This window comes from Reichenbachiella faecimaris, from assembly GCF_900176375.1.
GTDB classification, from domain to species: Bacteria; Bacteroidota; Bacteroidia; order Cytophagales; family Cyclobacteriaceae; genus Reichenbachiella; species Reichenbachiella faecimaris.
On record NZ_FWYF01000002.1, the window covers coordinates 87511 to 102925 of the forward strand.

General features: G+C 41.2%; 15 protein-coding genes and 2 tRNA genes. 6 read left to right on the forward strand and 11 right to left on the reverse strand.

The genetic code is table 11. From position 1 onward, the window contains the following. The first annotated feature begins 1 nt into the window (after position 1). Positions 2 to 640 carry a thioredoxin family protein gene (locus tag B9A58_RS08225; RefSeq protein ID WP_084372209.1) on the forward strand — a complete coding sequence of 213 codons (639 nt, stop codon included), beginning with the start codon at positions 2 to 4 and terminating at the stop codon, positions 638 to 640. Here B9A58_RS08225 and B9A58_RS08230 read toward each other — a convergent pair. After that, complete coding sequence (locus B9A58_RS08230; protein WP_084372211.1) at positions 637 to 1875, reverse strand: M16 family metallopeptidase; 1239 nt, start codon at positions 1873 to 1875, stop codon at positions 637 to 639. The genes B9A58_RS08225 and B9A58_RS08230 overlap by 4 nt on opposite strands. A 164-nt stretch (positions 1876 to 2039) precedes the next feature. On the opposite strand from B9A58_RS08230, the gene B9A58_RS08235 reads away from it, so the two are divergent. The 3 genes from B9A58_RS08235 (at position 2040) to ytxJ (ending at position 5532) form a co-directional block, all read left to right on the forward strand. Beyond that, positions 2040 to 4016 carry an alpha-ketoacid dehydrogenase subunit alpha/beta gene (locus tag B9A58_RS08235; RefSeq protein WP_084372213.1) on the forward strand — a complete coding sequence of 659 codons (1977 nt, stop codon included), beginning with the start codon at positions 2040 to 2042 and terminating at the stop codon, positions 4014 to 4016. A 125-nt stretch (positions 4017 to 4141) separates the two neighbouring features. Next, positions 4142 to 5176 carry a hypothetical protein gene (locus B9A58_RS08240; protein WP_084372215.1) on the forward strand — a complete coding sequence of 345 codons (1035 nt, stop codon included), beginning with the start codon at positions 4142 to 4144 and terminating at the stop codon, positions 5174 to 5176. A gap of 2 nt (positions 5177 to 5178) precedes the next feature. Then, positions 5179 to 5532, forward strand: coding sequence for a bacillithiol system redox-active protein YtxJ (ytxJ, locus tag B9A58_RS08245; RefSeq protein ID WP_084372217.1), 354 nt, complete (start codon positions 5179 to 5181; stop codon positions 5530 to 5532). A 1-nt stretch (position 5533) separates the two neighbouring features. Here the strand turns inward: ytxJ and B9A58_RS08250 are convergent, their stop codons facing one another. From B9A58_RS08250 to B9A58_RS08260, 3 genes are read right to left on the reverse strand one after another with little or no spacing between them, the layout of a single operon-like run. Continuing rightward, complete coding sequence (locus tag B9A58_RS08250; protein ID WP_084372219.1) at positions 5534 to 6124, reverse strand: hypothetical protein; 591 nt, start codon at positions 6122 to 6124, stop codon at positions 5534 to 5536. Continuing rightward, positions 6105 to 6590, reverse strand: a complete 486-nt coding sequence (locus B9A58_RS08255) for an RNA polymerase sigma factor (protein ID WP_084372221.1) — start codon at positions 6588 to 6590, stop codon at positions 6105 to 6107. Before B9A58_RS08255 ends, B9A58_RS08250 begins: the two co-directional genes overlap by 20 nt. Positions 6591 to 6650: 60 nt before the next feature. Next, positions 6651 to 7814: a hypothetical protein gene (locus tag B9A58_RS08260; protein WP_084372223.1), complete on the reverse strand. Its 1164-nt coding sequence runs from the start codon at positions 7812 to 7814 to the stop codon at positions 6651 to 6653. Positions 7815 to 8191: 377 nt separating this feature from the next. On the opposite strand from B9A58_RS08260, the gene B9A58_RS08265 reads away from it, so the two are divergent. Together B9A58_RS08265 and B9A58_RS08270 are read left to right on the forward strand one after the other, a co-directional pair. Then, positions 8192 to 8263: transfer RNA gene (locus B9A58_RS08265), tRNA-Glu, on the forward strand. A 45-nt stretch (positions 8264 to 8308) separates the two neighbouring features. Then, positions 8309 to 8380 (forward strand) — tRNA-Glu (locus B9A58_RS08270). A 333-nt stretch (positions 8381 to 8713) separates the two neighbouring features. Here the strand turns inward: B9A58_RS08270 and B9A58_RS08275 are convergent. From B9A58_RS08275 to nagB, 7 genes are all read right to left on the reverse strand, one after another. After that, complete coding sequence (locus B9A58_RS08275) at positions 8714 to 8938, reverse strand: hypothetical protein (protein ID WP_084372225.1); 225 nt, start codon at positions 8936 to 8938, stop codon at positions 8714 to 8716. Positions 8939 to 9212: 274 nt separating this feature from the next. Continuing rightward, positions 9213 to 9470 (reverse strand): hypothetical protein, encoded by a 258-nt coding sequence (locus B9A58_RS08280; RefSeq protein WP_084372227.1) that lies wholly within the window; start codon positions 9468 to 9470, stop codon positions 9213 to 9215. Positions 9471 to 9529: 59 nt separating this feature from the next. Continuing rightward, entirely contained in the window at positions 9530 to 10564 is a 1035-nt protein-coding gene (galE, locus tag B9A58_RS08285; RefSeq protein WP_084372229.1) for a UDP-glucose 4-epimerase GalE, read from the reverse strand. 2 nt (positions 10565 to 10566) lie between these two features. Continuing rightward, a complete protein-coding gene (locus B9A58_RS08290) occupies positions 10567 to 11676 on the reverse strand; it encodes a phosphotransferase enzyme family protein (protein ID WP_084372231.1) in 1110 nt (369 codons plus the stop codon). After that, positions 11667 to 12575, reverse strand: a complete 909-nt coding sequence (locus B9A58_RS08295; protein ID WP_245827036.1) for a nucleotidyltransferase family protein — start codon at positions 12573 to 12575, stop codon at positions 11667 to 11669. Before B9A58_RS08295 ends, B9A58_RS08290 begins: the two co-directional genes overlap by 10 nt. A gap of 26 nt (positions 12576 to 12601) precedes the next feature. Further along, entirely contained in the window at positions 12602 to 13300 is a 699-nt protein-coding gene (locus B9A58_RS08300; RefSeq protein ID WP_084372233.1) for a hypothetical protein, read from the reverse strand. 132 nt (positions 13301 to 13432) lie between these two features. Continuing rightward, a complete protein-coding gene (nagB, locus tag B9A58_RS08305; protein ID WP_084372234.1) occupies positions 13433 to 15352 on the reverse strand; it encodes a glucosamine-6-phosphate deaminase in 1920 nt (639 codons plus the stop codon). Positions 15353 to 15415: the final 63 nt, after the last annotated feature.

Consider the following 15415-nt stretch of genomic DNA (forward strand, 5'->3'; position numbering starts at 1 on the left):
CATGAAGAAAAATATACTTTTAGTTTTCGGCCTGGTTGCTGTAGCAGCAGTGCTTTTTGCAAGTGGCAACAAAGAAGAAATTGTCAAGCCAAAAGTTGGTTTTGAAGTAGGAGACAAAGCCACTGATTTCAAATTGAAGAATGTGGATGGTAAGACCATCTCCATGACAGACTACAAAGACGCCAAGGGTTTCATTGTGGTATTCACCTGTAACACCTGCCCTTTCTCTAAAATGTACGAAAAGAGAATTGATCTGCTAAACCAAAAATATGAGCCTCAGGGATTTCCGGTCATTGCTATCAATTCGAACGATGTGACCAAACAACCAGGAGACTCCTTTGAGGAAATGACCAAAAGAGCCCAAGACAAAGCATATTCATTCCCATATCTATATGACGAAAGTCAAGCTGTAGCCACAGCTTATGGCGCCACTCGCACACCCCACGTTTACGTATTAAACAAAAACACCAAAGGACTTACAGTAGCTTACATTGGCGCTATTGATGACAATCACAAAGATGCTGACGCAGTGACACAAAAATATGTGGAAGATGCTGTAGATAGCCTTTTAGGGGGTAAGGCAGTAAAAACAGCCTCAACAAAAGCTATCGGCTGCACGATAAAATGGAAGGAAGCCTAAGCTTCCTTTTTCTGATAATACAATGTTGAACAATTGGTTTTGTTCAACATTTTTTTTGCCTCCTTAAGTATCGCATCTGCAGATACTTCATTGATGGCTTTTGTTTCTTCATTGACCAATTCTGTATTTCCAAGCAAAGTATAGTAGGCCAAACTCATCGCCCGGTTTAGCAACTCTACCTCAGAAAACACGTGAGAAGATTCGGCCTGCATTTTCACCTTGTCCAGTTCTTCTGGCGTCAAGCCATCTTTCAAAAGGGCTTCAATTTCCCCATCTACGACTTTATCCACTTCATCAAAGGAAACTTTGTCTTTTAGCTTACCTGAAATAACCAATAATCCTGATTCAATTGACCCGGTAATGCTCGCACCTATAGAATTCAAAAGCTTCATTTCCTTGACCAGTTTGGTATAGAGTCTGGAAGACTTTCCTCGCCCCAAAACATCGCTTAGCAAATCAATCGTATGATATTTTTCATCCAATCGATCTGGCATGTGGTAAGCTCTGTAAAACGCATTCATAGGCACATCCCTCTGAATCGTCTTGTTCCGTTCTTCTACTTGCTTAGGCTCTTGAGGCAAGTCTCTCACATAAGGCTCTCCCGCTGGAATTGGTGCGAACCACTTTTTTGTCAGTGATTTAACCTGATCCAGACTTACATCTCCTGCTACGACTAAAATGGCATTATTTGGAATGTAAAACTTTTTAAAGAAGGCCTTTACATCATCCATAGTCGCATCCTCAATATGCGAAATTTCCTTCCCAATTGTATTCCACCTATAGGGGTGGATTTTATACACCATTGGTTTCATATTCAGCCAAGCATCACCATAAGGTTGATCCAAATATCGCTGTTTGAATTCCTCGATAACCACTTTTCGCTGCACCTCTAGGGACTGTGGGTCAAATGCCAAACTTAGCATCCGATCGGACTCTAGCCAAAAGGCTGTTTCCAAATTATTAGAAGGAATGGAAATATAATAGTTAGTATAATCAGGCGTGGTAAAGGCATTGTTCTCGCCGCCTACCTTCTGCAAAGGCTCATCATAAGAGGGAATATTGGCAGATCCACCAAACATCAAATGCTCAAACAAGTGTGCAAATCCAGTTTTGTTCTCATCCTCGTCTCTGGAACCTACATTATACAAGACATTGAGCACGGCCACTTTCGTGGAATGATCTTCATGTACCACCACTTGGAGTCCGTTGTCCAAGGTAAATTTTTCGTATTTCATAGTTTTCCTTCTGAGTGTAAAAATAAGTCGCAATCGGATGAATCTATACTATATTGATACATTCAGTAAAATTTCTCTTCTATACATTCACCAACTCGATCAAACTGTTAGATTTGTGATTGGCTCGTCCAAAAACAATTGTTAAGCAACCCAATTCATACCCAATGAAATTTGATCGGAAGAAACTCACCAACCAGCAACTTCTTTCTTTTTATAAAAACTTACTTCTGCCCAGACTCATAGAAGAAAAAATGTTGATTTTGCTCCGTCAGGGAAAAATCAGCAAATGGTTCTCTGGGATGGGGCAAGAAGCCATTTCCGTTGGATCAGCACTGGCCATGGAAGAGGACGAATACATCTTGCCCATGCATCGTAATCTCGGCATTTTCACTACACGAGAAATTCCTTTGCACAGGCTATTTGCACAGTTTCAGGGAAAAGCTAGCGGATTTACTCAAGGTAGAGATCGCTCCTTTCATTTTGGATCTAAAGCGCATCATCTGGTAGGAATGATCTCACATTTGGGGCCACAGCTAGGTATTGCTGATGGTATTGCCCTTGCTCACAAATTAAGGAAAAACAAAAAATCAACACTTGTTTTCAGTGGTGATGGTGGCGCAAGTGAGGGAGACTTTCATGAGGCACTTAACGTTGCTTCTGTATGGCAACTGCCAGTCATTTTTGTAGTAGAAAACAACTGCTGGGGACTCAGCACACCAAGCAATCAACAATTCAATTTTGAATCCTTTACCCAAAAAGGCCCAGGATACGGAATCAAAACCAAGCAGGTAGATGGCAATAATTTGTTGGAGGTTTATCACGCGATTTCAGAGGCTTCAAAATCTATAAAAAGGAAAAACGAACCCTTCCTGATTGAGTGTATGACCTTCAGGATGCGAGGGCACGAAGAAGCCAGCGGAACCAAATACTATCCAGATGGGCTGCAAGACCAGTGGTCCAAAAAAGATCCTGTGGACAACTATGAGAATTTTTTGCTTAAAGAAAAAGTGCTTACCAAAAAACTCAAATCCGAGATTGAGGGAGAGATAAAAATAGCCATAGAGAACGGTCTGAAGTTAGCCAATGAGGAAAGCCTAATTTCAGTGTCAACTGAAAAAGAATTCAATGATCTTTTTTCTCCTTTTGAACAAAAGGTCATTGCTCCAAAATCTGATAAAAAGGTAGATAAGCGATTTGTAGATGCCATCTCTGATGGCCTAAGACAAAGCATGGAAAAATATCCTGAAATGGTACTCATGGGTCAGGACATAGGAAAGTATGGAGGTGTATTCAAAATCACAGAAGGTTTCGTAGAACAGTTTGGAGAGGAAAGAGTGCGTAATACGCCACTCTGCGAATCTGCTATTTTAGGCAGCGCACTGGGACTTTCCATTCAAGGCATCAAATCCATGGTAGAAATGCAGTTTGCAGATTTCGTCACCTGTGGATTCAATCAGATCATTAACAATCTGGCTAAAATTCACTGGCGCTGGGGGCAAAATGCTGACGTGGTCGTTCGAATGCCAACAGGTGCGGGTGTAGCTGCTGGACCTTTTCATTCACAGTCGAATGAAGCTTGGTTTTTTCATACACCTGGTCTAAAAATCGTTTATCCTTCCAATCCTTATGACGCCAAAGGCTTGTTGCATGCGGCTATTGAAGACCCAAATCCCTATTTATTTTTTGAGCATAAAGCTTTGTACAGAGCCCTTTCAGAAGAAATTCCTGAGGATTATTACACAGTAGAAATTGGTAAGGCCAAATTGGTCAAAGAAGGTTCAGACCTATCTGTCATTACCTATGGCATGGGGGTACATTGGGCAAAAGAGATTACGACAGAATTAGGTATTGACGCGGACATTCTAGATTTACGTACACTTCTGCCATGGGACAAAGAGGCCGTAGCTGAAACTGTCATGAAAACAAACAAAGTGATTGTTCTTCACGAGGACTGCTTGACGGGCGGTATTGGAGCCGAACTGGCAGCTTGGATCAGTGAGCATCACTTCCAGAATCTAGATGCACCAGTCATGCGTGAAGCCAGTCTGGATACACCTGTTCCCTTTGCCCCAGACCTAGAACAGAATTTCTTACCCAAAGAGCGATTTAAAACCAAATTAAAAACCCTTTTGGAATACTAACCACCTAACTTTGTAGCCTCCTATATTGAGTTCAATATATTTGTTAACTTCCCGTTTATATTGCGTAGAGAGGATATATGTTAAACAAGCGGCTGTATGTTTTTTTGTTATTCGCCGGCCTAATTATGGCCTCGAGCCACATCTCCTACGCGCAACTTTTGACAGATCGCAATAAGCTCAAAACTGCCAGAAGAGAATCTGGATTCCTTCAATTCAAAAAGAAAGCAAAAATCAAGGGCCCAAGTGGGAAACACAAGACCATAGCAGCAGGAAAAACCAAATACTCTCAGCCGTCCTCAAAAGAAGGTTCGAACAGAAATATCAACCCTAAATTCTCGGTCTTTACTGCTGGACAGTCAAAAGGCAAAAAGCTAAACATCAGATATACGCAAAGTAATGCGGGAAAAGGAACAGATCGAAAAGTAACCCCTAGATATTCTGTGGCCAATGCCGGGCAATTTAGAGGCAAAAAGATCAATGTCAGGTATACACAAAGCCATGCTGGAGCAGGGATGGATAGAAAAGTAAACCCCAGATATTCAGTGTTGAATGCTGGACAAGTAAAAGGAAGAAAAATTGCTCCAAGATTTACCAAAACCAATGCTGGCGAAGTAAAAGGAAGAAACATTAGCCCACGCTACTCACAATGGAAACAAGCTGGCAAAATGGTGATCGTAAAACCTCGATTTACTGTTCCGCCTACTTACAACAGAACAAAACCTGCTGGCAACCGCAAAAAAGGTTTTCTCTCCGATTTCAACTTGTACAGAAAACCTGCCAAACACAAAGCAGGGCCAAACTCTCAGTATGCCGGGGTGATGAAAAACAAATACCAAAAACCCTTTCATGTAGGTGATCATAATCAAAATATCAAAAGCTACAAGAAATACACCAATCGAAACTTACGGTTTTCCCCCAATGCCCAGATGGCTAATTATGAGCTGAAAACTAAAAAAATGCGCAAAAAGAGTGATATGCACCCAAGTGCCAATTACCTCTCTGCCAAATATTACAAAAACCGAACGGTAAGAAATACCAAACGAAAATTTAATGTGGTTTGGGTGCGCATGCACGGGAACAAAATTCAACCTGACGCTGTTAAGAAAAAACCTAAAAAGGCTAAGTTCGATAAGGACGAAATAGAAATTTGGAATAATTAAGTATGAACTGGAATCATTTAACAGCTAAGGATCAAATAGATCAAATCAAGGCTTCATCTGCTGACAAACCTGTATTAATCTTCAAGCACAGCACCAGATGCAGCATCAGTGCCATGGCTGAAAACAGACTTGAGCGGGCTTGGAATACTGAAGAGATTCCTTCCATGACTATTTATCATTTAGATTTGATACAGCACAGGGATCTTTCGGATGAGATAGCCATTTCTTTTAGCGTGCCACATGAATCTCCTCAAGTACTGATCATTTCGGATGGCGTGTGTGTCTATCACAATTCGCACATGGGAATTGCCTACCACGAAATCAAAAGAGTATTTGACGGCCTGGTCACAGTATAGGTCAATCCTCTTCCTTTTCAAGAGAATCTATCATGTCAGCTAATTTTTTAGCTTTTTTGCCATAGAGTATATGGATCAAGTAAAGAGAAAGCGGTACAGCAAAAACGAATCCACAAGCCATGCCAATGGCAGTAGCTTTGGGTTTCTCTGAAAACATATAATAAAAGGCATTGTTTTCCAGATAAAATACAGCAGACACTGCAATAAGGGACATGACTAGGGTCGCTATTTTGTAATGGAGAATGAATCGTTTGACCATTTTCTGAATGACATAAAGATGCGCGAGCACGGTACTATCTATTTCTTCTCTTTTCAAATTGCCAATCAAATTTTTATAGTAAAGCCAAAAAAGGATATTAAGTATCATGGCCACTCCACCTACCTCCCATTCGGACAGATAAAGCAACGACCCACTGAGCAAGGTAAGAATCACTAAATTGATCCACAGCTCAATGGTCAAAGTTTTGATAAAACGATGAATCAAACTATCAGACCCTTTACGAATCATGTCCTGGATTTGAGAAACAGAGAATGTCCCCACTTCTTTTGCATCACCCTGCTTCCACAAGTCTTTAATGTCCAAATCTTTCATCAATGATCTTTTTTAGCTGTGCTTTTACTCTATTCACTTTGGCGCCTACATTGGTAACAGTAATACCCAATATTTCTGCCATCTCTTTATAGCTTTTTTCTTCCAAATACAGAAGAATAATCGCTCGATCAGATTCTCTCAAGAGCTTGATTGCCTTGTAGAGCTCTTGTACCCTCTCCTCTTGCAGCGCACTGTCTTCATCTATTATATCAGGAATCTCCCTGTTTTCGGTAGGTATGGTGCGTTTCTTACTTCTTAGTTGAGACAGGCAAACATTCAGGCATACCCTATATGTCCAGGTACTTAATTTAGAGGCGCCGCGAAAGGTATCAAAGGAACGCCAAAGCTGTACGATACATTCCTGGTAATAGTCATTAAAATCTTCTGTACTGTCCGTATATATCCGACAGACTTTCGCGATGATGCGATGGTTGTTATCCAAAAAACCCTGAAAGTCAGATTTCATATACGATTGATTTCTAAGCAGTAGGTTGATATAATTCGTTCTTTATTACAAGACGCTTTGCTATTTTATTGGCATTCGCTCAAATGGCTGGTTTCTATCAAACAAGTAACGATAGGTATGATGCGTCTTGCCAATCTCTCCACCCACTTGCTTCACGACTAAAATCATCTTTCGATTAAAATCCCCAATCCAGTTCATTTCTAAAATGGGGTATCGCTTGTAGTCTTTCTGCACCATTTGGGCGGTAGCCATCACCAGCGCACCGTCCAGCCCTTTGCCCTGATGCGCAGGGGCTACGCCAAATACCAATCCCAACATTTTTTTGTTTGTTTTTCTCCACTTGTGCCAAACAAATTTCAGTTTGCCAATCAAATCCAGTTTGCCATTCACATGTTTGAATACCTGGTTGACCTCAGGCAAATTCAAGTAAAAAGCGACAGGTTCTCCTTTGTAATAAGCAAACCAGATGATCTTCTCATCAATAATCGGTTTCATCTGTTTCATGATTGCCTGAGATTGTTCTTTCGACATTTCAGCCACTCCATCATGATTGGCCCAGGCCACATTATATACCTGGCGAAAATCCTCAGTATATTTTTCGAGATTACTCAACTTCATGTGCTCAAAGGAATAATCTGGGTCTTTATTCAATACTTCTGCCTTTTGCATGATTCTGGGATGAAAAGGATCAAATGTATTTCGGATAAAAGTGAACTGCTTGAAGTACACTTGAAAGCCATAGTTTTCGAATAGCTCCTGGTAATAGGGAAAATGATAGTTGCATTGGTAATTCGGCTCGATTTCAAAACCATCTACCAGCAAACCCCACCACTTGTCACGGTCACCAAAATTGATAGGTCCATCCATGGCCTCCATACCTTGCACCTTCAGCCAATTCTTGGCCGTATCAAACAATAAATTGGCAGCTTTCTGATCATTGATGCATTCGAAGAAACCAGTGCCACCTGTAGGCTGACTGTTGTCCTTATCTTTCGTTTTGTCATTCACAAAGGCAGCAATACGGCCAATAATTTGTCCTTCTGTTTTCAGTAGCCACCTGCTGCATTGCCCCCATTTGAAAGTCTTATTTTTTTCAGGATCAAATACAGCATGTACGTCCTTGTCTAACGGACGAATCCAGTTTTTTTGACCTCGATACAAATCGACAGCCATCTCCACAAAATCCTGTTCGTCGCGTTTGCTTCTAACCTCTAACAATTCCATGCCCTAAACTTACTCACACCTTTTGCTATTGGCAATATGTTGGTATGTGAAGAAAAAAAATATTGAGTAATTAGAAAAAAAATGCACCTTTTTACAGCAAGCCTTTGGAAAAGATAAAAAGCAGTTTACTTTTGCAGACCATTACAAAATGGTCCGTTCGTCTAGGGGTTAGGATCCTAGCCGGCCGCACCAGGTTTTCATCTGTAATAGGGGCGGTTGGCCGATGCCATCGATTCTTTTACGGACGAAAAAAAGACATTTTTTGGTCCGTTCGTCTAGGGGTTAGGATCCTAGCCGGCCGCACTAGGTTTTCATCTGTAACAGGGGCGGTTGGCCGATGCCATCGATTCTTTTACGGACGAAAAAAGACATTTTTTGGTCCGTTCGTCTAGGGGTTAGGACGCCAGGTTTTCATCCTGGTAACAGGGGTTCGATTCCCCTACGGACTACAATACTTAGGACGCTTTGTCGTCCTTTTATTTTGACAAAGTAATGGTCCGTTCGTCTAGGGGTTAGGACGCCAGGTTTTCATCCTGGTAACAGGGGTTCGATTCCCCTACGGACTACTCTTTTAACAAATAAAGGCTGCTAGATTAACCTCTAGCAGCCTTTATTTGTTTTCGGCGAACAAAGAATGCACACAAGATTGGGATCAGTCTGCAAAGTTGGGGTTGATCACGGATCAGTCTGTGCAGTTGGGGGCAGGAGAATATTTCCGATGTCTGAGTAAGCTTGTAAGCTCAGGGTTCATCTCGTAGCTCAGCGGAGAAATCTTCTCAAGGTCTAGCGGAAAATTTGCTTGGACATTTACATTCGGCTGCCAGCTAACGAGATTTCGCTAGTCGTACCTCCAGACGGAATGACTTTTATTGACCTAGGACTAGGTAACTGTTTGAAAACTACTCACACTGTTCGCTATCGTCAAGCATATAAAGTGCAGAATCAAGATCTTGCAGGCTCTTCAAAAGTAAGCACTTAAATCGATCAAAATCCACATCTGAAATTTCATTCCCTTCTAACAACTCACAAAGGCTTACCGCATTGGTAAGATATTTTCTGATTTCATGGTTTAAACGAAAAATTTGTTCACTTCTGAATTTTAGTTGCTTGACTGAAAGATTCATAAACTGTTGGTTTGGTTAAGTTAATTTGTACAGACAGATTTTACATGTAGTTATTAGCCATTGTTTGTTCGTCACTTTATCCATCATTAATCAAAGTTTATGGAACCATTCCATACCTTGATATCAACATTAAATCAAGCTGAACATATCATATAACTCATTAACTGTAAGCTAAAGTTGCTTAATAAGTTCCCATTTAATGGGGGTTCATGAATCAAACCCAAGGGGCAAATGAGCACAAGCTTAAATTTATGCCTGCATGATTCAATAGGCTTTATTCAGCAGACGATTGAATCAATTTCAGCTCGGAAGTGAGACCATGTTGGCATTTCATACTGATGATGGTTTCACCATTACTGATTTTAGTAGCTATAACTGCTCTGGATGGCTCAACACGCCACTCTCCTCTCAGCGTTAGACTAGAGGCATCTGCGTAGCTAATACCACGATCTATCCATACCACGCAAGTGTAAGCTTGAATGGCAGAGAACAACGCATGCTGCTTGACCTGATCATTCTTGAGAAATATCAATAGTAATATTTAGATAATTGATAACTTGTTCATTGCCGTTAATCTGTTATTGTGGAGAATTATACTGCACCCTCAGTTTGCCATTTCCAAGCGGTAGCCATCATCTCAGCCAGCCCTTTTTCAGCTTTCCATCCCAGTTCTTCATTGGCCAAGGTGGTATCGGCAAAGATTTGTTCGATGTCCCCTTCTCTCCGATCCACCAATTCATAGTTCACTTTGACTCCGTTTACTTCTTCAAATTTTTTCACGGTTTCTAGTACGGAAAATCCATTGCCTGTACCAATGTTGAAAAATTCGAAGTTTGACTTGTTCTTTTGCTCGATCATACGTCTCAGGGCAATCACATGGGCTTTGGCCAAATCCACGGCGTGGATATAATCCCGGATCGCAGTGCCATCAGGTGTATTGTAATCACTCCCGAAAATGCTCAACTTCGGACGAATGCCTGCTGCTGTTTGGGTAATAAATGGAACCAAGTTGTTTGGTGTGCCATTGGGCAGCTCTCCTATAAGGGCAGATTCGTGTGCGCCTACAGGATTGAAGTACCTCAGTGCAATGGCACAGAGTTGCTCATGTGCCTTGGCCGTGTCTCTCAATATTTCTTCACAAATCTGTTTGGTGTTGCCATAAGGTGATTCGGCCTCTTGGAAAGGTGTACTTTCATCCACTGGTAATTGATCAGGCTGGCCGTAGACGGTACATGAGGATGAGAACACCATACTGGAAGTTTCAAAAGCCTTCATCATCTCTAATAGGTTCATTAAAGAAAGCAGATTGTTCCTATAGTATAACAAAGGATTTTCGACCGATTCTCCCACAGCTTTGCTTGCAGCAAAATGGATGATGGCTGATATATTTTCCTCCTTTTTAAAACATGATTTCAAAATGTCAATATCACATAAATTGAGCTGGTAAAATGTCGGTCTGACACCAGTGATTTTTTCAATTCTGTCCAATACCTCAATTTTAGAATTTGACAAGTCATCAATAATTACTACCTCATAGCCATCATTGATCAATTCAACTACTGTATGCGACCCGATAAACCCTGTCCCACCAGTTACCAATATTTTCTCTGCTCTCTGTCTGCTCATGATTACAAAATTATACTCGCCTGCTTGGCAATTATTTTTTTAATGTCCAGCTGTTGTTCCATTATTTGACGAACCAATTCTAGTTGCACTTTGGATCTGTCCCAATTATGTTGAGGGTGTTTGATTTTGTAATACACGTCTCCTTGGAGGTAATCGGTCAAAAATCTTACGCCCATGATATAGGCCAACAATGCGCCTGAAATGCCCAGGTATTCAATTTCAACTGGCATCAATATATCTCTGGTGGCTTCCAAGTACCCTGAGGTAAACCCTTCGAATTTGTCAATATCGAAATGTACAAGCGACAGATCCGTTTCGTCTTCCTCTGCTGTATTGGTACTGGTTCTAATGCCATCTCCAAAATCATAATGCACCACTCCAGGCATTACCGTATCCAAATCAATGACACAAACCCCTTTGTCATGCTCATCCAGCAGCACATTATTAAACTTGGTGTCGTTGTGCGTGACGCGCAGTGGAATCTTACCTTTTATTCTAAGTGCTTCGATTTCGCACATCTGCTCTGCCATGCTTCGTACAAAATCTATGGCTGATCGCACCTCTCCTGCCCGACCTTTTTCGTCTGCAACCACTGCAGCTTCAAATGTCTGGAGCCTTAAAATGATGTTGTGAAATTCGGGAAGCGTGTGAACCAAAGTGTCTGCGGGAAAATCAGACAATAATCGCATGAAGCATCCAAAAGCCAATGCACCTTGAAAGGCCTGCTCGGGCGTTTCTACTACATCGTAGGATTTCGTCCCCTTCTTGAATTCAAACATGCGCCAATAGTTATCCTCCTGTTTGGTGAATAATTGACCGCCATGCGACTTTACAATATTGAGTGTCTCTTGTTTGAAATCAGCTTGTTTGCTATTACTGATATGATTGGTCACTTTCCAAATATTATCCATCATACCTGGCACATCTTTGAATACCTGATGATTTACCCGTTGAAGCAAATAGTCTGGTTTGGTCTGATCCGTGTTCTCCAATCTGTAGGTATCATTGATGTGACCATTCCCGAATGGCCTGGCCTTCTGAATGTCCCCTTCAAAATCAAACTGATTAAAAATTTCACTGACATTGGCCAGCCCGTCTGTTTTCACTTCCATAATTTCTGGGGATAAATTTCTGCATCAACCAACTGATTCAAATTTCTCTTGGCAATAGGTTTGTCTTCCTGATAAGTAACTCCAAACCATTGTTCCTCAGAGGTAAGTACTGGTACTTTTACGCCTAACTGGCGCACCTGATCCAGCACTGAAGGAATAAAAAATTCAGACTTAAGTTCTTGACCTTCCTTTTTCAGAAAATCAACAAACATCGATTGCATGACTTCAAAAACCTGAGATGTGAAGCCCATTAAATTCATGGATACCATTTCTTTCCCTGTTAAATCAAAGCTGTTTCCATCTTCTTCATAATAAGCGCCACCACTTTCCTTCTTGAAAATATGTGTGCGCTCAATGATCTCAGTCAGCTCACTGTGATCATTGGTCTGGCAAATGCCTCTTGATACCCGACCATGTTCTGAAAGCGTATTCTCTAAAACAAAGCCAACCAAACAAGCATCCAATTTGGAGTCGTCGAGTGTAATCAAATGATTATACATGGTTTCCAAAGATTTTCTTCCATAGAAATCATCTGCATTCACTATAGCAAAAGGCTCTTGTATTTTTGGAGCCGCAGTCATGACGGCATGTGCTGTGCCCCAGGGCTTTTCACGGCCTTCAGGGACTTGAAATCCTTCAGGCAATACATCCAATTCCTGAAACACGTATTCTATCTGAACTTTGTCTGCTAGCTTATTGATAAAGATTTCCTTGAACTCTGCTTCTATGCTTTCTCTGATAACGAAGACAATTTTCTCAAATCCTGCCTCAATCGCATCGTAGATCGCATAGTCCACAATAGTTTCTCCATTTGGACCAAATTTGTCTATTTGCTTCAAACTGCCATATCTGCTTCCTAAGCCAGCTGCCAATACTAATAAACTTGGTTTTTTCATCATCTCATGATTTTAAGGCCTTTAGGCTTCTAGTAAGCCAAGACTCGGTTTCTATTCATTTCTAATTCTATGCCTGAGTAGTTATTTACTTCATTCAAAACCCTCAAACGCTTGCGATCCAGTCTTGCCGCTCTTTCAATTGTTGAATTCAGCCATTGTTCTTCCCTCCAAATGTTATTCATAATAGTGAGCTGCTTGATGAGTCGTAGCACATAGTCTATTTCATTTTTTATCTCTTCAGGCGCCCTTTTTGTTGCAGATGCATGTAATAAATCTGTAGGCTCAATTTCTACCAGGCTTTGAATTGGAAGCTCATCTATGTCGGATATGAACTTACCAAATACAGACGCCCAATTGAATGCATTTTCGTGTATGTCCTTGATTTTACATAGTTCTCTTCTGCTTAGCAAGTGATACATTCTCCAATAATACCCATCAGTATCCCTGTAATATTGACTACCACCCTCCTTGGTTGTAGCTGGACGCACAGGATCTATGACTTGTTCTCCATCAGGTTCGAAATAATCTATCGCTAAACTTATATTTTTCATTAACAATTTAATGTCCTTGAAAATTCGAGGATTGATGCGCTGGAGCAAGCCATCTGGTTTGCTGACATCAGAATTCTTGAGATAAAATGTATCATTGATCAACTCGCCGCCGAAACCTTCCAGCTTGCAGGAAGAACAAGAAAATCTAAATTCGTTAAGCGCTTCAAGTATTTTCATGTGAACGATACATCTTTGTGACTCTTCAATTCTTTAAAATGTCGGCCAGACCAGTGCCTGGCCGACTTCTGCATACGCTAATCCAACAGCTGCAGAAATAACTAAACCCTATTAAGTACAATTTCAATTGATCTAGTAATCATATTTTACAAAGGCTTCCATCGCCTCATATTCAGCAAGACCCAGGCTATCATAAATTTTGGCAGTTTCCCTATTTCGGTCTTCTGCTCTCTGCCAAAATTCGCGCTTGTCTTCGCCTGGGAAAACGGGTGTGTCTTTCTGAGATTGATGCTTAAATATTGCTTTTCTCTTCTTGACCAAATCCATTGGGCTTAGTGGCACAGCCATCTGAATTTCATCTACATCCCATTCTTGCCATGCTCCACGATACAACCAGAGGAAACAATCTTTTGCCCAAGATTCACTCTTTACATTTGCAAGCCCTTTGAAGATGGCATCCAAACACACCTTATGTGTACCATGTGGATCTCTCAAATCACCTGCCGCAAAAACCTGATGAGGTTTCACTTTCTTAAGCAATTCAGTAATAATGGCGACATCCGCTTCGCCTATGTCTTTTTTATTGACTGCACCTGTTTCGTAAAAAGGTAAATTCAAAAAGTGAATTCTTTCGTCTGGCAGCCCTACCAAACGAGCACCTGCTGCAGCTTCTCCTTTTCTGATCAGACCCTTTACTTTTCTGACCACTTCATGATCCTTGGTCTCACCACCTTTATTACTTATGCTATCCAATGCCGTTTGGTAGATTTTCTCTGCTTCGTCTTCATTGAGTCCTAGCTCAATCGATAGGTCATGGTAGAAATCCAAAAACCTCCTGGCGTCATCGTCAAATACGGCAATGTTTCCAGAAGTTTGGTAAGCCACATGTACCTCATGGCCTTGTTCGGCCAATTTCAGGAAAGTACCTCCCATGGAGATTACATCATCATCTGGGTGTGGGCTGAAGACGATCACTCTCTTTTTCTCTGGCAAAGCCCTTTCTGGCCTATTGGTGTCATCTGCTCCGGGTTTTCCGCCTGGCCATCCTGTAATCGTTTTTTGTAGGGCGTTGAATATTTTTACATTGAGCTCCTGACTCCCGTTATAATGTGCGATCAAGTCGCCCAATCCATTTTCTCTGTATTGATCATCTGTAAGTTTCAGAATAGGCAAACCCAATTTTTGACTCAGCCAGATGACTGCCGATTTTGTCAGTTTTTCATTCCATTCGCAAATGGAAGAAATCCATGGTGTTTTCACTTTTGCCAGTTGGAGGGAAGCGTTTTCATCTACTACCACCTCGACATCCAAATGCTTTTGCAAGAAGGTGGCTGGTACTGCCTCACTTATGATTCCTTCTACTGTTCTTTTAATGATGGGTGCCTTCTTCTCTCCCCAAGCCATCAAGATTACTTTTTTGGCTTTAAAAATGCTTTGAATGCCCATGGTAATTGCTCTTGTCGGAACTAACTCCTCACGACCAAAATCACTCGCTGCATCCTGTATGGTCAACGGATCGAGCTTAACGAGCCTGGTCTTGGACTCGAAATAAGAGCCAGGTTCGTTGAACCCAATATGACCCGTTCTCCCAATGCCCAATAGCTGCAAATCTATACCTCCTAGCTCATCAATTTTTTGTTCGTATGTTCGGCAGTAGTGATCTATGGCGTCAATAGTCAATTCACCATCTGGAATATTTATGTTTTCGGATTTGATGTCTACATGATCAAACAAGTGCTGATGCATGAAATAGTAATAACTCTGATCAGAAGTTTTTCTCATTGGATAGTATTCATCCAGATTGAAGCTTACCACATTGGCAAAGCTCAATCCATCTTCTTGATGCATTCGAACCAGTTCTCTATAGACCTTGATTGGGCTCGATCCCGTGGCCAAACCTAAGACCGCCATTTTATTCTGGCTCTGCTTTTCCTTTATGACGGATGCCATCTGCTCAGCCACAGCAATACTCGCCACTACGTCTGATTCGAAAACTCGGACTGGAATTCTCTCTATTCCTTCTTTCTTAAAATTTATGTCTTCTGTTACCATATCATTTCATTATCTCTTCACAAACCAAGACAATAATTAAATAAAAAGCAAGCGAAATTGGAA